Genomic DNA, 23,596 nt, shown 5'->3' with positions numbered 1-23,596 from the left:
GCAAGACGCTCGACTGGGATACCCCAGCCGAGCGTCTACGTGATCTACTCACCACCTAAAACCAGGCGGTGTTGCGAAGACCCCTAGAACCCAAGAGCGGCCGGGCCCCGCGGCGTGCCCGGCGTACGAACGAGGAGCACGTGGGCGGCCCGTGCGTCAGCCGGCGCCGTGGCGCCGGGCGGTCAGCCGGACCTCCTGGACCGCACCCGGCGGTTCCAGCAGCATCGTGCCGGCTTCCTCCCCCTGGTGATGGATGCGCAGCCGCGGGCCGTCGGTGATCAACCGCAGCTCCGTCCAGGGGCGCTTCCAGAGCAGGGTGACGCGTTCCCACATCTGCACTCCGTGCGTGGTGACGCGCAGTTGGTATTGCGGGCCCTCGTGGGGCGAGGGCAGGATGTGCTCGGTGTACGGGGGCCGGACCGTGTAGGTGCCGAGCACGCGCTCCCCGGGCTCCAGGGCGGTGTCACGGACGGCTCCCTGGCGGCCGATCCGCGATCCCGCCCAGCCCGCGAGTCCCGCCGCCGGAACAGCCACGCCCACCACCAGCCACCAGGGCAGATCGGCCTCGATGCCGGATGCGACGACGGACGCCGCCGCGGCGAGTGCCATCACGGCGCCGCCTGCGGCGCCGGTGCGTCGTATGCGGGTGGTGCTGTCCTCGTCGCTCATGCCACGCCTCCCGGCTGCCCGGCCGCCACCGTGTCCTCCCCGGGCCGTCCGGTACATCGCTGTGCCGCAACTCCACGGGGCGCGGTTCCCGTTCGGACCGGCCTGGCCCGTACCCCCGGCGGGCGGGCTTTTCCCGGCACGGGTGTCGGTAAGAAGGTGATGTGTACGGGTCTACTCTCGAAGCATGACTGTGTACGGAAACTTCCCCGGCTCCCGCCCCCGGCGGCTGCGGACGACCCCGGCGATGCGGCGCATGGTCGCCGAGACACGGCTCGACCCGGCGAACCTGATCCTGCCCGCGTTCGTACGCGAGGGCATCGGCGCGCCCGTCGCCATCTCGACCATGCCCGGTGTCCAGCAGCACACCCTGGACACTCTGCGGAAGGCCGCCGTCGAGGCGGTGTCGGCCGGGGTTTCCGGGATCATGCTCTTCGGCGTTCCCCTGGACGAGAAGAAGGACGCCCGGGGCACGGCGGGCACGGACCCGGAGGGCATCCTCCAGGCCGGTCTGCGCGCGGTGCGCGAGGAGGTCGGTGACGACCTCGTCGTCATGTCGGACCTGTGCCTGGACGAGTACACCGACCACGGCCACTGCGGCGTCCTGACCGAGGACGGCCGCGTCGACAACGACGCGACGCTGGAGCGGTACGCCGAGATGGCCCAGGTCCAGGCCGACGCGGGCGCCCATGTGGTCGGCCCCAGCGGCATGATGGACGGCCAGGTCGGTGTCATCCGTGACGCGCTCGACCAGACGGGCCACGAGGACGTCTCGATCCTCGCCTACACGGTCAAGTACTCCTCGGTGTTCTTCGGGCCGTTCCGCGAGGCCGTCGGCTCGTCGCTCAAGGGCGACCGCAAGACGTATCAGCAGGACCCGGCGAACGCCCGTGAGTCCCTGCGCGAGCTGGCGCTCGACCTCGAAGAGGGTGCCGACATGGTGATGGTCAAGCCGGCCGGACCGTACCTCGACATCCTCGCCGAGGTCGCCGACTCGGTGGACGTGCCGGTCGCCGCGTACCAGATCAGCGGCGAGTACGCGATGATCGAGGCCGCCGCGGAGAAGGGCTGGATCGACCGGGACGCGGCGATCATGGAGAGCCTGACCGGGATCCGGCGGGCCGGTGCGCAGATGATCCTGACGTACTGGGCGACGGAGGTCGCGCAGCGGCTGGGGCGGCGCTGAGCGGAGGCGAAGCAGGCGTCGGGCGCGGGCCGTTCCCGTCCCTGCCGCCGGGCCTTCCTGGTTCATCGCCGGTCTTCCGTGCTCCACCACCGTCGTCCTCGGCATCGGCGTCCGCCGAGCGATCGCAGGCCTGAGTGATCGCGGCCGGTCCGGTGAGTCCCCGTCTGTCCCGATGCAGGGACGGGCGGGGACTCTTTTTTGGTTCAAGCTCTTGACGGTCATCCGATGTATTTATAGCTTGCGGCGCGATAATCCCCGTACAACTCGCAGAAGTTGGGCATATACATTGGATGCCTGGCTTTCATGGAAGCCGACACGACGTAACCGTCGATGAGGAGTGCCCGTGCGCACTGTCCCAGGTCCGTGTTCCAGCCGCTCGACTCCGCCCCCGGTGCTGACCGCGCTCGTGGCAGCCGCGACGGGGGTCGGGCTGGCCGTCCTGCCCGGCGTCCCCGCCTCCGCCCATGACAAGGGGGCGAAACCGCTCGTCCTCCATGTGTCGGCCACCGGCAGCGACCGTGCCGACGGCTCGGCCGGCCGGCCGTTCCGGACGCTGGACCGGGCCCAGAAGGCCGTCCGTACGTCGTTGCGCAAAGGGACGGCGCAGCGAAGACCGGTCGACGTCGTGGTGCACGGTGGCACGTACCGGCTGCGGTCCGCCCTGAAGTTCACCACGGCCGACTCCGGTACGGCCGGGGCTCCGGTCCGGTACCTCGCGGCGCCCGGTGAGCGCGTCGTCATCAGCGGCGGCCGTTCGCTCGCGCCGCGTTGGAGGTCCTTCTCCGGCTCGATCAAGGTCGCGGACATCGGAGCCGGCCTCGACTTCGACGGGCTCTTCGTCGACGGGCAGCGGCAGACGCTCGCCCGCTACCCGAACTACGACCCGGCCACGGCGATCCTCGGCGGGTACGCGCCGGACGCCATCTCCCCCGAGCGCGTGGCCCGTTGGAAGAACCCGACGACGGCACTCGTGCGTGGTCTGCACGACGGGATGTGGGGCGGGAACTCCTTCAAGGTCACGGGTGTGAAGGCGGACGGCACGCCCGAGCTGGCCTGGGTCGGTGACAACAACCGGGGCAGCGGGCTGCACGCCACGTACCGCATGGTCGAGAACGTCTTCGAGGAGCTCGACGCGCCCGGCGAGTGGTTCTACGACAAGCCCGCCGGGAAGCTGTACTTCCATCCCCCGGCCGGGGTCGACACCGCACGGGCCCGGGTCGAGACGGCCGAGCAGAACGAGCTGATCCGGGTGGAGGGCAACGGGCCGGGTGACGCCGTCCGTGACCTGACCTTCTCCGGATTCACCTTCACCCGGACCCACCGCACCCTGTTCGACCAGCCGTACGAGAAGCTCCAGCTCGGCGACTGGGCCCTGGCCCGGGTGGCCGCCGTCCATCTGAAGAACACCGAGAACGTCTCCGTACGCGACTCGCGCTTCGACCAGCTCGGCGGCAACGCCCTCCTGATCGACGGGTACAACAGCCACGACATCGTCTCGGGCAACGAGTTCAGCCACTCGGGGGCCTCCGACGTCGCGGTCATCGGCAACCCGGACGCGGTCCGCGAGCCGTCCACCTGGGACAGCATGCGCAGGACCATCAGCGACACCCGGCCCGGACCGAAGAGCGAGAACTACCCGCGCGACATCACCATCCGCGACAACCACCTCCACGACAACGGGCAGTTCGAGAAGCAGACCTCCGGTGTGCAGATATCGATGAGCCGCCGCGTCACCGTCGACGGCAACACCATCCACGACGGTCCCCGCGCCTGCGTCGACATCAACGACGGCACCTGGGGAGGCCACCTCATCGAGAACAACGACATCTTCAACTGCGTCAAGGAGACGTCCGACCACGGCCCCTTCAACTCCTGGGGCCGGGACCGCTTCTGGCCGCTGTCCGCCGACGACGCCACGAAGAAGTCGTACGCGAAGCTGGACGCGATGGAGACCACCGTCATCCGGCACAACCGGATCAGGCACTCCTCGCACTGGGACATCGACCTCGACGACGGCAGCTCGAACTACCTCATCGAGGACAACCTGCTGCTCAACGGCGGGGTCAAGCTGCGCGAAGGCTTCCACCGGACCGTGCGCAACAACGTCTTCGTCAATGGCGGCGCGCACTTCCACGTCTGGTTCGCGGACAGCGGCGACACCGTCGAGAAGAACGTCTTCGTCACCGACACCCCCTACAGCCTGATCCAGGTCGACATGGCCAGGAGCAGGCCCGTCATCAACGACAACCTGTTCTGGAACAACGGCAAGGCCGTCCAGGGCCTCGGTGACGACTGGCGGGCGAACGGGCTGGACACCCGCTCGGTGATCGCCGACCCGAAGTTCACCGGCACTTCCCCGTTCGCCGATCCGGCCAAGCTCGACTACACCGTCCAGTCCGACTCGCCCGCTCTGGCCCTCGGCTTCCACAACATCGCGACGGGCGGCTTCGGCAAGGCCGGATCCCCCACCCCGCCGCCGCTCACCTGGCCCACGGAGACTCCCGACACCGACACCCTCGACGCCCTTCCGGAACCGCTGCTGGGCGTGCCGGTCACCCGGATCTACTCCGACGCGATCAAGTCCGCCACGGGACTGACCGACACCAACGGTCTGCACCTCGCCTCCGTGCCGAGCACCTCGGAGGCGTACCGGCAGGGGCTGCGCGCCAATGACGTCATCCGGGAGATCGACGGCCGGCCGGTCACCGACCGCGACAGCTTCTGGCTCGCATACAACCAGACCGCTCCCGGCGCCGATGCCGTGCTGAAGGTCTGGCGCAATCAGGCGTCCGTCGAGGTGACCCTGCGCAAGCCCACCGGGGTTCAGCAGATCAACAACACCTCTGGCGTCGTCTACACCGGCACCGACTGGGACTGGAAGAACAGATACCGGGGCGGCGCGGGCGGCTGGGTCGACGACGTGCACGCCACCCAGAACAAGGGGGACTCCTTCGAGCTCGCCTTCAACGGGACCGCGATCGATCTCCTCACCCAGGTCAACACCGACGAGGGCGAGGTCGAGCTCTTCATCGACGGCCGGTCCGTGGGCACGATCGACAACCACAACGCCACGCGCGTGCACCAGAAGGCCGTCTTCAGTGCGGCCGGGCTCGCTCCCGGCGCGCACATCCTCAAGGGCGTGATGAAGACGGGCGACTACATGATCGTCGACAGTTTCAGGATCCAGTAGCGGGCGCCGTCGTCACCGGGCGTCGGGCGTGCGGCCCCACTCCGTGAGGGTGCGGGCCGCCGCCACGCCCAGGTCCGGGTCGTGCGCGAGGGCGCGCAGCAGGCCGGTACGGGCCTCGCTGGGGCCCGCCTCCTCGACGGCGGCGAGGGCGTTGTGCCGTACGAGCAGGTCGTCGTCCTCCAGCACGATGGCGGTCAGGGCCTCGTGGACCGGTGGCTCGTCCGCGTAGGGGCCGAGGGCCGCGGCCGCGTACTGGCGGACCAGGTCCTCCTCCGGGTCGCGCAGTGCGGTCAGCAGGGCCTGGGCGGCGGTGCGGGCGGCGACCGGGTCGGACGGGGGCCACAGCCGCAGGATCGTGGCCGCCTCGACGCGGGCGAGGTCGTACTCCTGCGGGTCCGCGACGACGGAGGCGAGGAAGGGCAGCGCCTCGACGTCGCCGTCCAGTTTCGCGACGATCTCGCGCCTGCGGTCGCTGTCGACGGGCAGGGCGCGGAACTCCTCGATGAGGTGCTGGAGGTGGTGGGGACGGGGGTGGTCCGGACTCGCGGCCTGAGGCATGCCGACGTTCCTTTCGGGGGCGTTGGGCCGGGGCCACAGATGCTACGTGGGCATGTGCACGTGTGCGTCGAACGCGGTGCCGGGGTCCGGCGCTCGATACCCGGGCCTCGGGCCTCGGGTTTCGAGACCCGGGCCCATCGGTTCACTCGTGCGGGGGACGAGGCGGGGCGCCGAGTGGTCGCGGAGGGCGGTTGAGCTTCGGGATCCGAGCATCGGGATTCGGGTGTCGGGGTTCGAGCTCCGGGATTCGAGCGCCTTCCTCGACCGGTGGGTGGGAATGGGGGGTTGGGGCAACCTTCCCCACCTCCCCGACCCCGTCACGGCCAGCAAGTATGACTAATCGTGACAGCTTGCGACGCGCCGACACGGTTGCTTACGGTGCGCACAACGAAACGACCCCGGCACGGTGTAAGCGCACCGGGCCGGGGTCTCACCTCCAAGATCGAAAAGAGCGATCCTGTGGCTACCCGGAACCTTAGCCCGGCCCTGCGAGGGCCCGCATCCTCGCCCGCTCGCCCGATGGCCAACCCCGGCTACGGCAAGCGCTCCGCGGCGGACCAACAACCCCGCCGTTCCGATGACTTCGCGCTGCTGCCCGAGCGGGAGCGGTATGTCGCCGGGTTCGTCGACCATCTGCCCGACGGCGCGGCGATGAATGTGAAGTCCCTGGCCGAGCAACTGCCGCTGTACGGGCAGCAGGCCGTCGGCAGCGCCCTGACCGCCCTGGCGGTGGCCGGTCACCTGCGCCGCGTGCGTCGCCCGGTGGGCGAGGGCGACCAGGTCCGCTGGGTCTTCCGCACGTTCTGGTCCCGTACCGCGCGGGACAACGAATGGTGGAACGCCTTTCTGGACGCGGAGGACAACCGCGTCGGGGCCGACGACAACCGGGCCGGTGCGGACGCCGGAGCCGGAGCCGGAGCCGGGGTGGTGGTCGGTGTGGGCGTGGGTGCCGGGTTCGTGCCAGGGGCCGGGACCGGGTCGGTGGCCGAACCGCCGGTGGGTATGTACCCGCAGTCCTGGGCGCCCATGGAGCCCTCGGTCCCGGTGCCCCTGAATGCTGTCGATGTGCCGTCCCGAGCCGTCGAAGCCGACGCCGACGCCGACGCCGCTGCCGACGCCGCCGTCGGGGCCGTCGCGCCCGGCGCGAGGCCGGATGCGGGATACCCCTCGCCCGTTTACCTGGCGCTGGCCCGACTCGGGCGTACGGACCACCGGTTGGCGCTGTCCGCCACCGACTGTGCGGCGCTGGAGGGACGTGCCGCCGAATGGCTCGCACGCGGCGTGACCACGGACTACCTCACCCAGGCCCTCTCCGCCGGACTTCCCGCCCGGGTCGAATCGCCCGTCGGGTTCCTGCGCCGTCGGCTCAACGACAAGATCCCGCCCGCTCTGCCCGCAGCCCGCGAAGTCCTCGCAGCACCGGTCCGTCGCGTGATGGTGGAATGCACCCGGTGCGGCACCCCCGGCCGCCCCGACGCGCTCCCCGACGGCCTCTGCCGCCCGTGCCGCCGGGTCGTCGACGGCACAGCCGTCGGTCCGGAGCCCACCACCGGCCCCGCCATCGCATCCGACGTCCGTGACCGTGACGTCCGTGCCCACGTGAGCGAACTCCGCGACCTGCTCAAGGCCCCCTGACGCCGCCGGAAGCCCGGGGCCGCTCGGGCCGCTCGGGCTTCTCAGGCCGCTCAGGGCCAGTCGACCAGGGACATGAACACCACCCATGCGAAAACCACCGTGCCGGGGGCGAGTACGGCGAGCGCGGCACCGGCCGGCGGTCTGCGCCGGGTGAGCCCCCAACTCGCGACCAGCACGATCAGGGCCAGGACCAGGCCGCAGCAGAGCACCGTCCACGCTGTGTCGAAGCCGGCGTCGAACCGGTCGGAGTCGGCCTCCGAGCAGGAGTCGCAGGCCATCGGCGCGAGCCCGCCGAAGACCAGGACGACGAACGCGAGCGGAAGCGTCACGACCGTGGAGATCAGCGAGGCGATCCAGGTGCGCCGAGGGCGACTGTCCATGACGTTGTCGGGCATGCGTGCGATTCAACCCGGCGCTCGCATACGGCACATGAGTCGCCGTACTCATCCGCCGGGCGCGGGAGCGTGAGGCATCGTACGGGGGCCTGCCCCGCGTCAGGACAAGGCGATACGCAGGGCCTGCAAGTCGGCCTCCTTGGCGCCGTGCGCCGGGAGACAGCCGGGCACGGACCCGTAGTGGCTGCCAGCCGTCCCCCTTGACCGCCTGTGCGGCAGATCACGGTGACCGGTGAGCGTGACGCTCCATACGATGCGTGACAGATGCAGCTATCCCATGTGTACCTGTATCCCATGTGCACCTGACCTGCCCAAGGAGACGGATCCTGTGACCGCAGGCGTCATCACGCGCGAGAGCTACTACGAGCGAACGGGCGAGCACCACTACAAACCCACGGCTCATGCAGGGGGTGCATGGAACACCGACGAACAGCACTTCAGCCCGCTCGCGGGGCTCGTCGTGCACGCTGTAGAGCGGCACCTCGCGACGCGGCCGGGGAAGTTCGTACTGGCGAGGATCAGCTACGACATCCTTGGCCGGATCGCTCTGGACGAGTGCGAGATCACGGTTGACACCGTTCGTCCCGGCCGGACCATCGAACTCCTCGAAGCGACCGTGGTCATCGGCGGCCGTCCGGTCGTGCGCGCCCGTGCCTGGCTGCTGGCGGTCCTGGACACCGAGGCCGTCGCCGACAGCCCCCACGAGCGGCTTCCCGCCCCCGAAGAGTGCACTGCCTGGGCCATGGACGAGGAGTGGAACGGAGGGTACGTCTCGTCCATCGACGTCCGTCGAATGCCTCCGACCCGCAAGGGGCGGACGGCTGCCTGGGTGTCCTCGCTCGTCGACCTGGTCGGGGGCGAGCCGAGCAGTGCCCTTGCCTCGTACATCGCGCTCGTGGACACCGCGAACGGCATCGCCGTCCAGCAGGACCCCACCGCGTGGATGTTCCCGAACCTCGACCTGACGATCCACCTGCACCGGCAACCGGAAGGGCCGTGGACCGGCCTGGACACCACCGTTTCCTTCGGCCCGTCGGGGCAGGGGCTCACCAGCAGCGTCCTCCATGACCACCGCGGTCCCGTCGGCCACGCCGAGCAGATTCTCACCGTCCGTCCGCTGGAAGGTGATTGAGCCACGAGGGCGTCCGCTCGCCGTCCGTCACGGCGTACGGGGCCGCCGGAGACACCGGTCGGTAAGGGGCTCATCCGGGAACCACAGGACGGCAGATGGCCTGCTCGCGCCCTGTCCGCGTGTGGTGCCACTGCCGCTTCGAGCGGTCGTCACGGGGACTTGTCCGATAGTCAGTCGCCCGCGTTGGGAAGACTCTACTGTCCTCGCTTGTGACCGAACTCTCCTCGTACCGCCGTGCGACAGCCGATGCCTACGATGCCGTCGCCGTTCTCTATGCCGGACTCGCGCGCGACGACCTCGACGCCATTCCGCTGGATCGCGCGGTGCTCAACGCGTTCGCCGAGACTGTGCGGGCCGCCGGCCCCGGGCCCGTCGCCGAGCTGGGATGCGGCCCTGGACCTGTCACAGCACACCTGCGGGATCTGGGGCTGGATGTCTTCGGCGTCGACCTGTCGCCCGTGATGATCGATCTCGCCCGCGAGGCATACCCGGACCTGCGTTTCGAGGTGGGTTCCATGGACGCCCTGGACCTGGCCGACGGCCGGCTGCAGGGCATCGTGTCCTGGTATTCGGTCATTCACACCCCGCCGCAGGATGTCCCCCCGTACTTCGCCGAGTTCCGTCGGGTGCTCGCGCCCGACGGGACTCTTCTGCTCGCCTTCTTCGAGTCGGAAGGCGAGCCGGTCACGCCGTTCGACCATAAGGTGACGACAGCCTACCGATGGCCGATCGACGACCTCGCGGAGCTGGCCGGTGAGGCCGGCTTCACGGAGGTCGGCCGGATGCTGCGTGAGCCGTGCGAGGGCGAACGGTTCCGCCGGGGACATCTGCTGATGCGCGCAGGAAAGTGACTCAGGTCGTCGCGTGCCGCCATCGACGGTACGCGACAACCCGGACTCTGCCGGTGATCCCGCCATCGCCCACAACGACCGTTACCGACCGGCAGGGACGACCGCAGCCGTTGCCGCCTGTCGCTTGCCGCTCGCCGCTCGCCAGGACTCCGTCGTGCCGGGCGGGCCCGGCGAGATCCGAACGGGTCCTGGGACACGGCCTAGTCCCACCAGAACGACCAGGTCTCCTGCTTCAGCACCATCTTTTCGGCGTAGACGTCCAGGTCGTACGGCGGACTCTGGTTGATGTTGTCCGGGCAGAACGCGAAGTGCTCGGCGGCGAGCGCCCGTGCCTCCGCAAGGGTGGTGGGCGGCCGTCCCACCGAGACGGTCAGGGTGTCGAAGCCGATCACGACGATCCGTATACCGAAGCGGTCCTCCCAGGAGCGCAGGACCGCGCAGAGCCGGGCCACGTCGTCCTCGTAGTTCACCGGGCCGGACCAGCCGATCGCCGCCGGGATGTCCGCACTGCGCTGGGCCGGGACGAGCGCCGCCCGCGTACCGGGGTACCAGCCGTCCGGGCCGGTGCACTCGTCCGCTATCCCGGCCGCCAGATCGTCCGGCTTGTCGGGCCCGTCGGCAGCCGGGGAGGGTGCCAGCCCCGGCCACTCGTCGGCGGCGGCGTCGAGCTCGTCGGGTGCGCAGTCCGCCCAGTACTCGCCGAGCACCTCCTCGGCGTCGTGATCACCGGGGTACGACGCGCTGTCCGGCATGAGGTCCCAGGTCTCGGGCCACTGGTCGCGCCTCCCGCCGTCGATCAGCACGGGGAGCAGCCCGACCGGCCGTCCTGCGGCGCGCATCGCGGCCCATGTCCCGGGGGAGGCGGGCTCGTCGGCGTACCAGAGCAGCGGCTCGTGCCACGGCCCGTCGATCGTCGCGTCGACCAGTGCACCGGGCGGGAGTTGGACCCCGGAGGTGGCCAGTGAAGGAAGCGGATTCGGGAGCGTCGCCATGTCCGCGACTCTAGACGTGGCCACTGACAGCGGCCGGGGCGCGGGCGGACCTCCGGGCGCCCACGGCCTCCCTACGGCCGCTCGTGGGCAGACCGCAGGGACGGCAGGGCGGTTCGGGTTACGGGGGACAGCCTTTAGGGGTGTGCGTGAACGACGACGAACGCGGTGCGTGCCGCAGTGCCGTCGGGCAGCGGCGTGCTGGCGGTGACGTGACCGAGTGCCTGCTCGTCGGTGTCCTGACCGGGTTGGAGAACGCGGTTGATGTGGATGGCCAGCCGACGTCCGTCGGGTGCTGTCTCCACGAGGAGGTCCGTACCGTCCGGGTCGTCGGTGACGGTCGTGGAGGCGAGCGCGGCCTTGATGCCGGTCTCCGCGAACCAACCGGTCACGGACGGGTCGGGGGTGTCGCTCGTGCTCTGCATCTGCGGCTCGGCCTCGCCGGTGATCAGCGCGAACAGCTGGGCGACGAGGACCGCGTCACGCGTCCCGTCATACACCCACCGCTGCCCCAGCACCCCGTGCTCCGTCGTGCCGATGAGCGCTTCGTCGGCGCCGACGATCGGGGCGCCACGGTAGCTGAACGGCACGTGGTACGTGACCGGTTGGTCACCCGAGGAGTCGGTGACCGCCATGAACTCGATGCCGACCTCGCCCTCCGGGTCGTCCAACCGGAACCCGCCGGTCCTGGCCAGCTCCGGCTGCTGCCCGGCCTTGCCGCGGTACCAGGGCTGCGCGGGCAGCCAGGTGGTGAGCAGTTCCAGCTTGGTGGGCGTCAGCGTGGTGCGGTGGATGACAGCCATGTGGTGGCCTCTCTCCCGTGGGCTCAGACGAGACGTCGGTCGGCGGCGAAACCGGCGAAGGCCGTCCAGGTGGTGGGTGCGACGGTGAGGACGGGGCCGTCGGGGTTCTTGGAGTCACGGACGTGGACGGCGGCGGGGTGCGCGGCGATCTCGATGCAGGCGCCGCCTTCGTCGCCGCTGTAGCTGGACTTGAACCACTCACGTGCAGTGCTCATTGCTCTCCCAGCAGACGGTCCGACAGGCCCACGGTGTCTTCGGGGCTGAGGGCCTGGGCTCGCAGCATCGCATATTTCCGGGCGAGGATGCTGACCTCGTCGGGGTCCGAGACGAGCAGGCTGCCACGTTGTGTTTCGGAGTACGCGACGTGCTGGTAGTCCGGTGATTCCAGCAGGATGAAGGGGCCGTTGAGTCCCGCGTGGGTCCGGCTGTTCAGCGGAAGGATCTGGAGGCAGATGCCGGGAAGCGCGGCACATGCCCGCAGGTGGCGCAGCTGCTCCGCATGCTCCTCGCCGCCCAGGAGTTGAAGCATCAGGACCGGTTCCCAGACCACGAAGCTGATGGTGGGGGGTGTGGCGCGGTGCAGGATCTCCTGGCGCTTCAGACGGCCCGTGGTCTGGATGGCGATCTCATCCTCGGCGAAGACAGGGATTCGGTTGCGGAAGACGGCTCGGGCATACGGCTCCGTCTGGAGAAGTCCGGGGAGCACCTGGTTGTCGTACCAGGACAGGGCCAGGTCTTCCCGTTCCAGGTCCAGGTACTCCTCGACCCACGCCGGGATCAGGTCCACCTCCGGCATGTTTCCCACGGCCGTCTCCAGTGCCCCCTTGGTCTCCAGCAACTCGTCCAATCGGTGGGCCCGGTCCGGCAGCAGCGCGCGCCTGCCCTGCTCGATGGAGGCGATCGTCTCGACCTGATGACCTACCCGCTCCGCCAGTTGGGCCTGGGTCGGGCCGGCCGCGACGCGGAACACGCCGACCAGTTCGCCTACGAGTTTCATTGCCGACGCGTTCTTGCGCTGCCGCTTCCTGGGGTGCATACGGATCGAACTCCCGCCTACGTGCGTACGTCACGCGCGCACGACCCGTACAAGAAATCTGTACGGGTGTGCATACTGCGGCTGCGTAGTCACGGAGTGTGACTCTCGTCCCATGAACGAGACGATGCAACTCTCGCCGCTGCGTGAGCGGTTCTACCGGCGTGAACACCGATCGGTGCCTGCGGCACGGGAGTTCGTAAGGGAAGCCGTCACCGACTGGGGGTTCGGTGTGCAGCTGGACGACGTGCTGCTGTGTACGAGCGAGTTGGCGACGAACGCGCTGGCGCACGGGGTGCCGCCGGGGCGGGGTTATCTGGTGCGGTTGTTGCTGGAGGAGGGCGGGGCGGCGCTACGCGTCGAGGTCCATGACAGCGGGAGCGGCCAACCGGGAGTGCGGGAGTCCGACGGGGAGTCCGGGCGGGGGCTGTTGCTGGTGGAGGCGGTCGCGGACCGGTGGGGCGTGGGGGAGCGGAGTCCCGGCAAGGTCGTGTGGTGCATGTTCGGCCGGGGCTGTTTCGCGGGTTCGGTGAACTGAAGGGCACCCCGGACGTCCGCGTCACCCTCGGGCCCGGAGGTGGTGCGTCGAGGCTGCCTGTGAGGGGTGGCGGTTCAGGGTGTGGCGTCGCACGGGTTGGATCGGACGAGTGGTGCCGCGTCCAAAAACCATCGGCCACCCTTCTGTTTCACCTGCCAAGAAGTGCAGAGCCTCCCTCCCTCTTTCGTTGCGCCTGAAAGGGTCAGCACGTGAACTCCTCCGTGGACACCGATGGACACTTCCAGCCGACTCGGCTCGGCGTCCTCAAGATGAGCCAAATAGTCCTTCGTGTAGGAGTCGCCGACGCTGCTCTCGGTGAACAGGTCATTCAGGGCGTCTGAATTCCCCTCGTTCATGTATTCCCATGCCTGAGTTTTGAGAGCGCTCCGTGAAGGTGCCCCGGAAGGCGTTTCACGGGAAATCTCGAACACGACCCCTCCGACCCATGCAAGGGTCACTCCGAATACGACGTACGGTATCCAGCGTCCCTTCTTCTTGGTGAGGGGCCGGGGCCGTGACTGAGGCATGTCGATGACTGATCCCTTTCCAGGCCGACGGCGGCGGGTCGTTGCCGGCAGCGGGCGGTACGAAGTGGCGGAGCTCCTGGTGGACGGGTTCTCGACCGGGATCGCCTCGCCTCCCAGGAGCCTCGCGTGCCTGCCTACCGTCTCTCGACCGCGCTGTCCAGCCGACGCTCGTGCCATCCGGCCGTGCAACTCACGGCGCGGCGGCGGCTCGTGGAGGTGGCGACCGCAGTTCGCGTGGCGGTCACGGCCGGGTGCCGGAGCGCTCCGAAATGCGGGCGTGCAGCACCTGGCCGAGCGCGAGCACGCTCAGGCCGAACATCAGGACGCCCAGGGGGACATGGAGCGACGGCTTGTGCGCGATGCCCAGCACCACCTGCACCGAGGCGAGTACGAGGAAGCCGGACGCGTACAGGACGGGGCGTGGTGATCCGCCGCCCGGTCGCCATGCCAGGATCGCGGCGATCACGTACAACATCGATGCGCCGTACATCACGCGTGCTCCGACGCCGTGCAGTACCTCGCCCTGGGACGAGGAGAGCAGCAGTCCGGCGGTGGCCGCCTGGAAGAAGATGGCCGAGGTCTGCAGTGCGATCGCGACCTGCAGGAACGTGAAGCTGCGCTGTTCTGCCGCCGTCGTCTGTGTGGCCATGGTGCGGTCCCCTCTTCTGCCTTGCGGCGGTGGATCGGTAGTGTCCCGCCGATCCGACGACGTGGGCCCACGAAATGTGAGGCGAAGGACCGGTGTCACAGTCCGGTGTGCTGTTTCGTCGCAGGGGCGGGAGCGGAAGCGGACGAAGACAACGAGGGAGCGGTCGTGACCATGAGCACCCCGTCCGAGCCGGCGCATGACCGGTCCGAGCCGGATCTGAGCGTGATCGTCGGCGAGCGGCGTCGGCTGATCAATCTCGCCTATCGACTGCTGGGTTCGCTGGCCGAGGCCGAGGACGCCGTGCAGGAGACCTACGCCCGCTGGTACGCGATGTCGCGGGGGCAGCAGGAGGCCATCGAGTCGCCCGGTGCCTGGCTGACCACGGTGGCCACCCGCGTCTGCCTGGACCTGCTCGGCTCGGCGCGGGTCCGGCGCGAGCGCTATGTCGGCGCTTGGATACCGGAGCCGCTGCCCGACCGTGCGGAGTGGGCCGGCGCGCGGGCGGGCGGCGGCGGGGCCGAGCCGGCCGACCCCGCCGACTGGGTCACCTTGGACGAGTCGGTGAACATGGCCTTCCTCGTCGTACTGGAGTCGATGACGCCGGCCGAACGTGTGGCGTTCATCCTGCACGACGTCTTCCGGTACCCCTTCGCCGAGGTCGCCGAGATCGTCGGCCGGACGCCGGCGGCCTGTCGGCAGCTGGCGTCCTCGGCCCGTCGGCGTATTCGCGCCGCGCAGGCTCCGGCCGTTCCGACGGTCGGGCAGGCCGGTCTGGTGCGGCATTTCAAGGAGGCGTGGGAGGCCAGGGACATCGAGGCCCTCGTCGACCTCCTCGACCCCGATGCCACGATGATCGCCGACGGTGGCGGACTGGTCGGCGCCGTCCTCCGCCCGGTCGAGGGCAGCGAGCGCATCGCCCAGTACCTGATCCACATCGCCGGCAAGGCCCCGGGGCTGACGCTCCTGGAGCGGACGGTCAACGGTCGGCCGGGCCTGGTCGCCCAGCACGCCGGCGTGACCATGACCGTGGCGGCGTTCAGCCTCACCGGTGGCCGCCTCGCTCGTATCTGGGCGGTCCGGAACCCGGAGAAACTCAGTCGGTGGACGGAGGCTCCGGCCCGGCACACCACGCCCGCCGGAACGGAGTCGAGCGGCTGATCAAGCGGTTGGTGGTCCACCTGGCCGGGGTCACGCGCTTCGACAAGAGGACAGGCCGAGGGCCTTCACGGCGTCGTGACCGTTGCCCCCGTACGTCCTCTGCTCCGCTTCCGGGTCGCCGTACTGTCCCTGTCAGGCGCGGTTTGCCCGGCCCGGGCCGGGCATGCGTGTACCCCCGCCCGTGGTCCTTGACGGGAGGGGGTACACGAACCGGCGGGCCGTATCCGCGGATGTCACAGAGCGGTCGGCACCGGCTTGTGCGTCATCGGGGGCTCGGTCGGCCCGTCGGGTGCCTGCGCCTGTGTCTGTGCCTTGCCCAACCGGTGGAGGCGGGCCGTGCACACGATGCCGATCGCCGAGATGGCCATCAGCATGACGGCCGGGGGCCAGTAGTGACCGCCCGCCGCCGCCGCGAGGGAGACCGCGGCGAGGGGCGCGAGGCCGCCGAAGATCATGTTGCAGATCTGGTAGGAGAGGGAGATGCCGGTGTAGCGGACGTGCGGCGCGAAGCCCTCGACGAGGATCGACGCGATCGGCCCGTACAGCGCGGACATCACCAGACGCATGGCCAGCATCATCAGCCAGATGAGGAGGACGCTGCCGGTGCCCAGCACCATGAACTGGGGCAGGGACAGGACGACGACGCCCGCGAGACCGGCGATGACGACCTTGTGCGAGCCCACCCGGTCGGCGAGCCACGACAGCCAGGGGGTGACGAGGAGTTCCAGGAAGGCCGCCAGGGTGAGGCCGTTGAGCAGCATCGACTCCGACAGACGGAGGTCGTCGCCGGTGCCGTACGAGAGCAGGAAGCTGGTCACCACGTAGTAGCCGCCGGTCGCGGTGGCCAGGGCGAAGACGCCGATGAGGACGGTCCGCCAGGCCTTCTGGAAGACCTCCACCACGGGCAGTTTGGTCTCTTCCTCCCCGCCGTCGGCCTGCTTCGCCTGTTGTTCCCTGCGCACCTCCTCCATGACCGGGGACTCCTCCAGCTTGACCCGGACGACCAGGCCCACGATCACCAGCACGGCGGAGGCCAGGAACGGCACGCGCCAGCCCCAGCTCATGAACGCGTCGTGCCCGAAGAGGTTCATCAGGCTGAAGGCGCCGGTCGACAGCAACGCGCCGACCGATGAGCCGAGTTGGGCGAACGAGCCGAAGAAGGCGGCCTTGCCGCGCGGGGCGTTCTCCACGGCGATCAGCACCGCACCGCCCCACTCCCCGCCGATCGCGACGCCCTGGACCAGTCGCAGCACGATCAGCAGGATCGGCGCGAGTGCGCCGACCTGGGCGTAGGTGGGCAGCAGACCGATGGCGAAGGACGCGACGCCCATCATCACCAACGTGATGACCAGGGTCTTCTTGCGCCCTACGCGGTCACCGATGTGCCCGAAGACGATGCCACCGAGGGGCCGCAGCAGAAAGCCCACGGCGAACGTCGCGAAGGCGGACAGGGTCCGGAGGTACGGCGACATGTCCGGCGGGAAGAACACGTCGTTGAAGACGATCGCCGCGGCGGTGGCGAACGCGTAGAAGTCGTACCACTCGATGGAAGTGCCTGCCAGCGCCGCGACGGCGGCTCTGTACGGGCTCTGTCCGGTGGTGGACCGCGGGGACGGGGATGGGGACGGGGACGGGGACACGGTGCCTCCGGGGGCGGGAGGGGCAGCGGAAGGGGAGGGGGAGAGAAGGGAGCGGAGGGGAGGGGAGGGGAGGGGAGGGGAGGGGAACGGAGGGGGAAGGAGGGGGGAAGGAGCGGAGGGGCGGGGGTCAGCGGCCGGGGGCTGCCCAGGCGCGGGAGCCGCCGATCCAGGTCTCGCGTACGCCGATGGAGGCGAGTTCGGCCGGATCGGTGGTGAGCGGGTCGCCGGCCAGGACCACGAAGTCGGCGAGCATGCCGGGGGCCAGGGCGCCGACGGCGTGTTCGCGGTGCAGGGCGCGGGCGGCCGAGGCGGTGTGCGCGTGCAGCCCGTCCGCGACAGGCATCCGCAGCGAGGCGTCGCCGAGGACGGTGCCGAGCACGGTGCGCCGGGTCGCGGCGGCGGAGACGGCCTCCAGCGGGGCGGGCGGGGCGACGGGCGCGTCCGAGCTGAAGACGACGGGGACGCCTGCGGCCAGGCAGGTGCCTGCCGGGTTGTAGCGGTGGCCGAGGTCGCCGACGGCGGTCAGTGTGCCGTCGCCGGTGCGCAGGTGGTGCTGGGGCTGCATGACCGGGACGACGCCCAGCCGGCCCATGCGGGCGATCTGCTCGTCGGTGGGCAGGCCGGAGTGTTCGATGCGGTGGCGGATGCCGGGGCGCTCCCGGTCGGCCTGCGCCTTCTCGACGGCGTCGAGGACCATGCCGATGGCGTACGGGGACTGCGCGTGGGTCGCGGTCTGGAGACCGGCGCGGTGGGCGCGGCCGACGAGCTCGGCGTACTCCTCGGCGGAGTGGTAGAGCTGCCCGTGGTGGCAGCAGTCGGCGGCGTAGCCCTCGGGGAAGTAGGCGGTCCAGCCGCCGAGGGTGCCGTCGGCGTAGAACTTGACGCCCTGGATGCGGAAGAGGTCGTCGCCGAAGCCGTTCACCACGCCCAGTTCCAGCGCGGTGTCCAGGAGCGCGGAGGTGAGGTAGGCGGAGACGCGCAGACGCAGCGACCCGTCGGCGCGGGCGCGCAGATACGTCTCCATCTCGCGGCGGGACGCCTGGGCATCGCCGACGGTGGTGACTCCGGCGGCGAGGAATACCTCCTGGGCGCGCTGGAGATGGTCGGCCATGATGGCGTCGGGCTCGGAGAGGTGGAAGTTCGGGCCGTGGTTGCCGATCTTCACGCCGCCGGGGCCGGTGAGCAGGTCGCAGGCGGCGTCCCAGAGCTGGCCGTCGGGCTCGCCGGAGGCGGACCGGCCGATGCTGCCGCCCTCCGGGTCGGGGGTGCCTGCGGTGACTCCGCAGGTGCGCAGGGTGTGGGAGTTGACGACGCCGCCGTGGCCGGAGGCGTTCATCACGTAGACCTCGCGGTCGGTGGCGACGCGGTCGAGGTCGTGGCAGGTGGGGTGACGGCGCTCGGCGAGGCGGCGGTGCTCGTAGCCGAAACCGCGGACCGGAACCCCGGCGGGCAGTTCGTGGGCCGCTTCCGTCAGGACGGCGACGAGCGTCTCGATGTCCGGTACGCGTTCGGGGCGGCAGTCCACCCAGGCCAGGGCCTGTCCGTACATCACGGGGTGGCAGTGGGCGTCGACGAAGCCGGGGTGGACGAGGCCGCCGTCGAGTTCGAGGACGTCGTCGGCCCGGCCGCCGAGTGCGGCGCGGGCGTCGTCGGTGGTGCCGACGTGGACGACCCGGCCGCCGCGGACGGCCAGTGCCTCGGCTCGTTCGGTGGTACCGGGGGCGGCGACGGCCGCGCCGGTCACCAGGAGCGTGCGGTCGGCTTCGTCGAGGGGGTGGTGCATGAGTGGGGCCTGCTTTCGACCTGGGACGTCCATGAGGGAGGCCGTACGCACGGGAGCCCGTACACACGGAGGCCGTAGGTACGGGCAGTCCGTACACACGGAGGCCGTGGATACGGTCCGTGCGGACGGGAAGCCCATGTACACGGAGAGTCCGTGACGGCTGATTCGTTCGCATGGACGATATGCAGCAGACGATGTCTTGCCTAGACCCTTTGCTCACAAATTTTTCGGAATATTGCGCCGACTTTCACTTACGTATCGTTCGGCGTGGGCCGTGCTGTGGTGCTCAGGGGTGGGGGCGGTGAGGTCGTACCGCTCCTTGACCAGCTCCAGGTGCACCCAGCTCTCCACGGCGCGCACGCCCTCGCACGCCCGCATGTCCTCCAGCGTCTCGCGCACCGCCGCGAGCGACTCCGCACTGATCGTTCCGACGAGTTCCGCGCGTCCCATGCAGGCGGACAGGAACGAGACCCGGTCCCATCCGCCGATGTGCTGGGCGACGGCGTCCCGCTCGCCGTCCAGGCGTACGGCGAATCCGCACAGGAAGCCGAGCCCGAGCAGCTCCGGGCGTACCAGCGCGAGCACCTTCGCGACACCGCCGTCGAGAAGGCGCAGGGTGCGGGCGCGGGCGGCGCCGGGCGAGAGTCCGACGCGTTCGGCGAGCTCGGCGAAGGGCAGTCGCCCGTCGCGCTCCAGCTCGTCCAGGATCAGCCGGTCCGTCGCGTCCAGGTCCCGCACGTCGGGCCGGCCCGCCAGCAGGTACGGGTCCTTGAGGTGCTGGAGGGAGATCAGCGGGTCGATGTGGTCGACACCGTTCAGTGAGCGGATCGACTCGATGGCCCGGTCCAGCTCCGCCAGTCCTTCGGTGCGCAGCTCCGCCATGATCGCGCGGCTGCCCGCGGTGAGCGTGACGAACGGCGCCTGCGGCATGGCGGCGACGGCGCGGGCCACCGGCTCGGCCGCTCCGCTCACGCCGATCGACAGATGGGCCGAGGCGGTCAGGTCCCGTACGGCGGGGTGGACGACGGCCACCACGCGCACACCACCGCCCGCGAGCAGCCGCTGCACGCGGGCGCGGGTGGCGGGGCGGGAAAGCCCGACGCGCTGCGCCAGCGTCTCGTACGTCAGACGGCCGTCCGTCTGCAGTTCGCGGACGACGGCCAGATCGGTCCGGTCCAGATCCACCTGGGAGCTTCCCCTCGGCTCGATGGCCCGGGGCGGGTGCACCCGGGACGGGGCCCATTCTTGACCACCGGGGCTCCGGTGCTTCGAGGTGCGGGCCAAGTGACGCGCGTCACTGACGTACGCATCGCCATCTCTGGACAATTCTGCCGGACGAAACGTAGGTTCAGCGCGACCAAAGCAAACGAATCGGCATTTCGCTGTGACTGAAGGTCCGGAAGGGCTTGCGAAGCTTGAGGAGGATGGGATGAGCCGGCCCCTGGTGGTGTTCACGGACCCCGAGGAACTCGACGTCGGTCCGGGGCGGCGGCTGCTGGCCGAGGCGGGATTCGACACCCGGGTCGCGGGCAGTCGCGAGCCCGACGTGATCGCTGCGGCGGCTCGCGACGCCGTCGCGCTGATCGTCGGCTACGCGCCCGTCGACGCCGCGCTGCTCGACCGCCTCCCCGGTGTGCGGATGCTGGCCACCATGTCCGCCGGGTACGACATGATCGACACGTCGGAGGCGCGCCGTCGCGGTGTGTGGGTGAGCAACCTTCCGCATGCCGCCACCGAGGACGTCGCGGTCCACGCGCTCGCCTCCGCGCTCTCTCTCGTGCGCGCGCTGCCCCAGGCCGATGCCACCGTGCGCGGCGGGGGCTGGAACACCGAGTTCGCCGAACTGCCGCGCAGGGCCGGTGAGCTGACGCTCGGCCTCCTGGGGTTCGGACGCATCGCGCGAGTGCTGGCCCGGATCGCGAGCCCCGTCTTCGGGCGCGTCGCCGCGTACGACCCGCACGCCGACGCGGCCGGGTGGCCGCCCGGCGTCGAGCGGCTCGGCCGGGACGAGCTGATCGCCGCCTGCGACGTGCTCTCGCTGCACACCCCGCTGACCGAGCAGACCCGCGGCATGGTCGACGCGGAACTGCTCGCCCGGATGCGGCCAGGCGGCTATCTGGTGAATGTCGCCCGCGGTGAACTCGTCGACACCGACGCGCTGTTGGCCGCGCTGGACGGCGGACGGCTCCGGGCCGCGGCCCTGGACGTGTTCCCGGTCGAGCCTCCGGCGCAGGACGACCCGCTGCGCACCCACCCGCGCATCCAGCTCTCCCCGCACAGCGCCTACCTGTCCGACACCTCGCAGCGGGCCTACGTGTGCGCGCCCGCCGAGAACGTCATCGCCTGGCACCGCACCGGGCGCCCGCTGACCCCTGTGGTCGACCCGACGCCCGAAGGAGCCCCCTCATGACCGCACTGCCCGCCGCCCCCGCCCCGGACCCCGCCGAGGTGACCGGCGCGGAGCTCGACCCGGGCCTCGCCGAGGAGACCCGGCTGCGTCGTGAACTCGCCGCCGTCTACCGGCTCGTGGCTCACTTCCGGATGACCGACCTGATCTTCACCCACATCTCGCTCCGGTTGCCGGGGCCCGAGCACCACTTCCTGATCAACCCCTACGGCCTCCTCTTCGAGGAGATCACCGCCTCCAACCTGGTCAAGATCGACCTGTCGGGCCGGCCGGTCGAGCCCACGCCCCACCCCGTCAACCCCGCGGGCTTCGTCATCCACAGCGCGATCCACGCCGCGCGCGAGGACGCGCACTGCGTCCTGCACACCCACACCAAGGCCGGCTGCGCGGTCGCCGCCCAGCGCGACGGGCTGCTGCCGCTGAACCAGATGTCGATGGAGTTCTACAACCGCGTCGGCTACCACGACTACGAGGGCGTGGCCCTCAACCTCGTCGAGCAGAAGCGCCTGGTCGACGACATCGGCAATCACCCGGCGCTGATCCTGCGCAACCACGGTCTGCTCACTGTGGGCGAGAGCGCTGCCCAGGCCTTCCTGCGCATGTACTACCTGGAGAAGGCCTGCGAGATCCAGGTCACCGCCCAGGCGGGCGGCGGACCGCTGATCCTTCCCTCGGCCGAGACCTGCGAATACACCGCCCGACAGCTCGCGGGCGACGCGGACGCGGACACGGACCTTCAGGACGACGCCGCCTACGAGCTGGCGTGGGCGGCCATGCTGCGGCTGCTGGACCGGGTGGCTCCGGACCACCGCGACTGAGTCGGAGGATCTTCGAGGGGCTTCATGGAGCGGGCCTTCAGGGACCTCTTCCCGGATCTTCTCCCGGGTCTCCTCGCGGATCTCCTCCCGGGTCTCCTCGCGGGTCTTCGAGGCCGTCGAGGCTCTTCGGGCGGAGGGGCCGGGTCAGAGCTTCTTGGCGCAGAGGACGCGGTCGTTCCTGACCTTGTCGGAGTCGAGGAGCGGATTCTCGGTGAAGACGGCATCGGCCTTGTAGTCGCACGGATCGCTGAAGCCGCCCAGGGGGATGTCCTCAAGGATCTTCGTGATCCTGTAGACCGCACCGCCCTTCTTGCCCTTGGTCCGGCAGGCGACCTCCCCGACCACGTCGCCGGTCTTCGATCCACCGCGCACGCAGTCGCCGACCTCGATCCTGGGGCCGCCGCCCCCGCCGGTGTCGCCGGGATGCGGAGGCTTCAGGTTGCGCATGCAGGCGTAGCCCTCGCCCGTCACCGGCCTGTCCTCCAGAAGGGCGAGGCTGACCGGCACATTGATCGCGAAGTCGGTGTGCGGCGAACAGGCTGTGGCCGAAAAGGGCTCGGAGATGCCGATGTCCGCCCGGTCGATGACCTTGGCGACGGCCTCGGGATCCTTGCAGGAGACCTCACGGTAGGCCTCCGGCTGGCCGGGCACGGGGGCGGCGCACTCGTTCTCGGCGAGGTACTGGGTGCCGTAGGACGGGTTCACGCTCGGGGTCGGCGAGGCGGTCGGGCTGCTGGATCCGGTGTCCGACGCGCGATGATCCGCCACCTTGCCGCACCCGGTGATCAGCACCAGCGAGACGGCCGCGGCGACGGCCGCGGTGGCTGCCGCCGCAGCGCGTGTGCCCGATGCCGTCGGTCTGTCACCACTTGTCGCCCGCACGCCGCCCCCTCAGGTCTCGATCGTCGAATTCTACGGTCTACTGCCCGCAGAGGGCAGCGAGTTGGGGGCCCGTGCGTGATGCGCGCTCAGTGGCTCAGCAGGTGAGGGCGTCGGTCATACCGCTCTGCCAGTAGGCGAGAGGGCGGCCAGGAGGGCGGTCGCGGTGAGGGCAATGGTGCGGATGCGGTTGCAGCGCATGGTGGTGCTCCCCGTGTGTGGTGCGGAGGTCGTTCGTTCAGGGGTGGCAGATCAGGACCATGACGATCGCTGTGGACACGATCACCACGCCGATGGCCACGACATCGATCAGTTCGATGCGGAGAAGGGTTCGCACTGCGTCGTCCCGGTGGTCTCACGGTGTGTCCACAGACTGCGGGGCGCGGCGTTCCGTCCGCAACGCCGATCGGACCATCGGGGAAGCCGGAACGCGTACGCGTGCCGTGACCTGCGCAGATTCCAGGTCCCTGGAACGGTGTCCCGGGACGGACCAGGAAGGCGGACGTCGCGGTGGCGACGCCGGAGCCTCAGGAATTCGCGGCTCCGCCGAAGGAGCCGGCGGACCAGGGGCATGACGTGGGCCGGTACCCGGAACCCGACCGGAGCAGCGGTGGCCGTGCGAGGACTCCGCGCATCGACGACGATGGGAAACCGTTCCGTACGAGCAGCATCAAGGCGCGGGCGCAGTACGCCCACCAGCACGACACGGCCCAGCGGGTGACCGAGTGAGGGTCACCGACTGGGCCGGATGCGTTGGGG

The 23,596-nt window shown here is 70.2% G+C and carries 22 protein-coding genes; 10 read left to right on the top strand and 12 right to left on the bottom strand.

What is annotated here, in order from left to right; translation table 11 throughout:
* Window positions 1-156 precede the first annotated feature (156 nt).
* Window positions 157-669, bottom strand: coding sequence for a hypothetical protein (locus tag ACIOHC_RS12110; RefSeq protein WP_401842629.1), 513 nt, complete (start codon window positions 667-669; stop codon window positions 157-159).
* 184 nt (window positions 670-853) lie between these two features.
* Between ACIOHC_RS12110 and hemB the strand changes: the two genes are divergently transcribed.
* Together hemB and ACIOHC_RS12100 are read left to right on the top strand one after the other, a co-directional pair.
* Window positions 854-1,852, top strand: coding sequence for a porphobilinogen synthase (gene hemB, locus ACIOHC_RS12105; protein WP_351083491.1), 999 nt, complete (start codon window positions 854-856; stop codon window positions 1,850-1,852).
* A gap of 343 nt (window positions 1,853-2,195) precedes the next feature.
* A complete protein-coding gene (locus tag ACIOHC_RS12100; protein ID WP_401842627.1) occupies window positions 2,196-5,042 on the top strand; it encodes a right-handed parallel beta-helix repeat-containing protein in 2,847 nt (948 codons plus the stop codon).
* Window positions 5,043-5,054: 12 nt separating this feature from the next.
* Here the strand turns inward: ACIOHC_RS12100 and ACIOHC_RS12095 are convergent, their stop codons facing one another.
* Window positions 5,055-5,600 carry a HEAT repeat domain-containing protein gene (locus tag ACIOHC_RS12095; protein WP_351083495.1) on the bottom strand — a complete coding sequence of 182 codons (546 nt, stop codon included), beginning with the start codon at window positions 5,598-5,600 and terminating at the stop codon, window positions 5,055-5,057.
* A 519-nt stretch (window positions 5,601-6,119) separates the two neighbouring features.
* Here ACIOHC_RS12095 and ACIOHC_RS12090 point away from each other — a divergent pair.
* Window positions 6,120-7,235: a MarR family transcriptional regulator gene (locus ACIOHC_RS12090; protein ID WP_401842625.1), complete on the top strand. Its 1,116-nt coding sequence runs from the start codon at window positions 6,120-6,122 to the stop codon at window positions 7,233-7,235.
* A 50-nt stretch (window positions 7,236-7,285) separates the two neighbouring features.
* On the opposite strand, the gene ACIOHC_RS12085 is transcribed toward ACIOHC_RS12090, so the two are convergent.
* Window positions 7,286-7,630 carry a hypothetical protein gene (locus ACIOHC_RS12085; protein WP_351083497.1) on the bottom strand — a complete coding sequence of 115 codons (345 nt, stop codon included), beginning with the start codon at window positions 7,628-7,630 and terminating at the stop codon, window positions 7,286-7,288.
* Between the two features lie 343 nt (window positions 7,631-7,973).
* On the opposite strand from ACIOHC_RS12085, the gene ACIOHC_RS12080 reads away from it, so the two are divergent.
* Together ACIOHC_RS12080 and ACIOHC_RS12075 are read left to right on the top strand one after the other, a co-directional pair.
* A complete protein-coding gene (locus ACIOHC_RS12080; RefSeq protein ID WP_365691238.1) occupies window positions 7,974-8,762 on the top strand; it encodes a thioesterase family protein in 789 nt (262 codons plus the stop codon).
* 209 nt (window positions 8,763-8,971) lie between these two features.
* Window positions 8,972-9,613, top strand: coding sequence for a class I SAM-dependent methyltransferase (locus ACIOHC_RS12075; protein ID WP_351083499.1), 642 nt, complete (start codon window positions 8,972-8,974; stop codon window positions 9,611-9,613).
* Between the two features lie 200 nt (window positions 9,614-9,813).
* Here the strand turns inward: ACIOHC_RS12075 and ACIOHC_RS12070 are convergent, their stop codons facing one another.
* The 4 genes from ACIOHC_RS12070 to ACIOHC_RS12055 all read right to left on the bottom strand — a co-directional run bounded on the left by ACIOHC_RS12070 (window position 9,814) and on the right by ACIOHC_RS12055 (window position 12,402).
* Complete coding sequence (locus ACIOHC_RS12070) at window positions 9,814-10,605, bottom strand: DUF4253 domain-containing protein (protein WP_401842623.1); 792 nt, start codon at window positions 10,603-10,605, stop codon at window positions 9,814-9,816.
* A 134-nt stretch (window positions 10,606-10,739) separates the two neighbouring features.
* A complete protein-coding gene (locus ACIOHC_RS12065) occupies window positions 10,740-11,405 on the bottom strand; it encodes a maltokinase N-terminal cap-like domain-containing protein (RefSeq protein ID WP_351083502.1) in 666 nt (221 codons plus the stop codon).
* 23 nt (window positions 11,406-11,428) lie between these two features.
* The gene (locus ACIOHC_RS12060; protein WP_351083504.1) at window positions 11,429-11,620 is read right to left on the bottom strand and encodes a DUF397 domain-containing protein; all 192 of its coding nucleotides are present in this window, start codon (window positions 11,618-11,620) and stop codon (window positions 11,429-11,431) included.
* Window positions 11,617-12,402: a helix-turn-helix domain-containing protein gene (locus tag ACIOHC_RS12055; RefSeq protein ID WP_401842646.1), complete on the bottom strand. Its 786-nt coding sequence runs from the start codon at window positions 12,400-12,402 to the stop codon at window positions 11,617-11,619. Before ACIOHC_RS12055 ends, ACIOHC_RS12060 begins: the two co-directional genes overlap by 4 nt.
* A 151-nt stretch (window positions 12,403-12,553) precedes the next feature.
* On the opposite strand from ACIOHC_RS12055, the gene ACIOHC_RS12050 reads away from it, so the two are divergent.
* On the top strand, window positions 12,554-12,976 hold the full coding sequence (locus ACIOHC_RS12050) for an ATP-binding protein (RefSeq protein WP_401842622.1): 423 nt from the start codon (window positions 12,554-12,556) through the stop codon (window positions 12,974-12,976).
* A gap of 768 nt (window positions 12,977-13,744) precedes the next feature.
* Here the strand turns inward: ACIOHC_RS12050 and ACIOHC_RS12045 are convergent.
* The gene (locus ACIOHC_RS12045; RefSeq protein WP_401842620.1) at window positions 13,745-14,152 is read right to left on the bottom strand and encodes a hypothetical protein; all 408 of its coding nucleotides are present in this window, start codon (window positions 14,150-14,152) and stop codon (window positions 13,745-13,747) included.
* A 171-nt stretch (window positions 14,153-14,323) separates the two neighbouring features.
* On the opposite strand from ACIOHC_RS12045, the gene sigJ reads away from it, so the two are divergent.
* Window positions 14,324-15,310, top strand: coding sequence for an RNA polymerase sigma factor SigJ (gene sigJ, locus ACIOHC_RS12040; RefSeq protein WP_351083508.1), 987 nt, complete (start codon window positions 14,324-14,326; stop codon window positions 15,308-15,310).
* 233 nt (window positions 15,311-15,543) lie between these two features.
* Here sigJ and ACIOHC_RS12035 read toward each other — a convergent pair whose 3' ends face one another.
* The 3 genes from ACIOHC_RS12035 to ACIOHC_RS12025 form a co-directional block, all read right to left on the bottom strand.
* On the bottom strand, window positions 15,544-16,950 hold the full coding sequence (locus ACIOHC_RS12035; protein ID WP_351083511.1) for an MFS transporter: 1,407 nt from the start codon (window positions 16,948-16,950) through the stop codon (window positions 15,544-15,546).
* A 127-nt stretch (window positions 16,951-17,077) separates the two neighbouring features.
* Window positions 17,078-18,733, bottom strand: a complete 1,656-nt coding sequence (locus ACIOHC_RS12030; protein WP_351083514.1) for an amidohydrolase — start codon at window positions 18,731-18,733, stop codon at window positions 17,078-17,080.
* Window positions 18,734-18,949: 216 nt separating this feature from the next.
* A complete protein-coding gene (locus ACIOHC_RS12025) occupies window positions 18,950-19,918 on the bottom strand; it encodes an Lrp/AsnC family transcriptional regulator (RefSeq protein ID WP_365691200.1) in 969 nt (322 codons plus the stop codon).
* 244 nt (window positions 19,919-20,162) lie between these two features.
* Here ACIOHC_RS12025 and ACIOHC_RS12020 point away from each other — a divergent pair, with 244 nt between their 5' ends.
* Together ACIOHC_RS12020 and ACIOHC_RS12015 are read left to right on the top strand one after the other, a co-directional pair.
* A complete protein-coding gene (locus tag ACIOHC_RS12020) occupies window positions 20,163-21,143 on the top strand; it encodes a C-terminal binding protein (RefSeq protein WP_351083518.1) in 981 nt (326 codons plus the stop codon).
* Complete coding sequence (locus ACIOHC_RS12015) at window positions 21,140-21,958, top strand: class II aldolase/adducin family protein (protein WP_365691202.1); 819 nt, start codon at window positions 21,140-21,142, stop codon at window positions 21,956-21,958. Before ACIOHC_RS12020 ends, ACIOHC_RS12015 begins: the two co-directional genes overlap by 4 nt.
* Before the next feature lie 144 nt (window positions 21,959-22,102).
* On the opposite strand, the gene ACIOHC_RS12010 is transcribed toward ACIOHC_RS12015, so the two are convergent.
* Window positions 22,103-22,840 (bottom strand): hypothetical protein, encoded by a 738-nt coding sequence (locus tag ACIOHC_RS12010; RefSeq protein ID WP_351083520.1) that lies wholly within the window; start codon window positions 22,838-22,840, stop codon window positions 22,103-22,105.
* 573 nt (window positions 22,841-23,413) lie between these two features.
* Here ACIOHC_RS12010 and ACIOHC_RS12005 point away from each other — a divergent pair.
* Window positions 23,414-23,566 carry a hypothetical protein gene (locus ACIOHC_RS12005; protein ID WP_401842617.1) on the top strand — a complete coding sequence of 51 codons (153 nt, stop codon included), beginning with the start codon at window positions 23,414-23,416 and terminating at the stop codon, window positions 23,564-23,566.
* Window positions 23,567-23,596: the final 30 nt, after the last annotated feature.

Source organism: Streptomyces sp. NPDC088252 (genome assembly GCF_044740965.1).
Classification (GTDB): domain Bacteria; phylum Actinomycetota; class Actinomycetes; order Streptomycetales; family Streptomycetaceae; genus Streptomyces.
The sequence above is the reverse complement of the archived record's forward strand: the minus strand, read 5'-3'. Positions and strand labels throughout refer to the sequence as shown.

Coding starts and splice junctions, on each gene's coding strand:
- ACIOHC_RS12110 (WP_401842629.1), bottom strand. CDS start 669: ATGAGCGACGAGGACAGCACCACCCGCATACGACGCACCGGCGCCGCA.
- hemB (WP_351083491.1), top strand. CDS start 854: ATGACTGTGTACGGAAACTTCCCCGGCTCCCGCCCCCGGCGGCTGCGG.
- ACIOHC_RS12095 (WP_351083495.1), bottom strand. CDS start 5,600: ATGCCTCAGGCCGCGAGTCCGGACCACCCCCGTCCCCACCACCTCCAG.
- ACIOHC_RS12090 (WP_401842625.1), top strand. CDS start 6,120: ATGGCCAACCCCGGCTACGGCAAGCGCTCCGCGGCGGACCAACAACCC.
- ACIOHC_RS12085 (WP_351083497.1), bottom strand. CDS start 7,630: ATGCCCGACAACGTCATGGACAGTCGCCCTCGGCGCACCTGGATCGCC.
- ACIOHC_RS12070 (WP_401842623.1), bottom strand. CDS start 10,605: ATGGCGACGCTCCCGAATCCGCTTCCTTCACTGGCCACCTCCGGGGTC.
- ACIOHC_RS12065 (WP_351083502.1), bottom strand. CDS start 11,405: ATGGCTGTCATCCACCGCACCACGCTGACGCCCACCAAGCTGGAACTG.
- ACIOHC_RS12060 (WP_351083504.1), bottom strand. CDS start 11,620: ATGAGCACTGCACGTGAGTGGTTCAAGTCCAGCTACAGCGGCGACGAA.
- ACIOHC_RS12055 (WP_401842646.1), bottom strand. CDS start 12,402: ATGAAACTCGTAGGCGAACTGGTCGGCGTGTTCCGCGTCGCGGCCGGC.
- ACIOHC_RS12050 (WP_401842622.1), top strand. CDS start 12,554: ATGAACGAGACGATGCAACTCTCGCCGCTGCGTGAGCGGTTCTACCGG.
- ACIOHC_RS12045 (WP_401842620.1), bottom strand. CDS start 14,152: ATGGCCACACAGACGACGGCGGCAGAACAGCGCAGCTTCACGTTCCTG.
- sigJ (WP_351083508.1), top strand. CDS start 14,324: ATGAGCACCCCGTCCGAGCCGGCGCATGACCGGTCCGAGCCGGATCTG.
- ACIOHC_RS12030 (WP_351083514.1), bottom strand. CDS start 18,733: ATGCACCACCCCCTCGACGAAGCCGACCGCACGCTCCTGGTGACCGGC.
- ACIOHC_RS12020 (WP_351083518.1), top strand. CDS start 20,163: ATGAGCCGGCCCCTGGTGGTGTTCACGGACCCCGAGGAACTCGACGTC.
- ACIOHC_RS12015 (WP_365691202.1), top strand. CDS start 21,140: ATGACCGCACTGCCCGCCGCCCCCGCCCCGGACCCCGCCGAGGTGACC.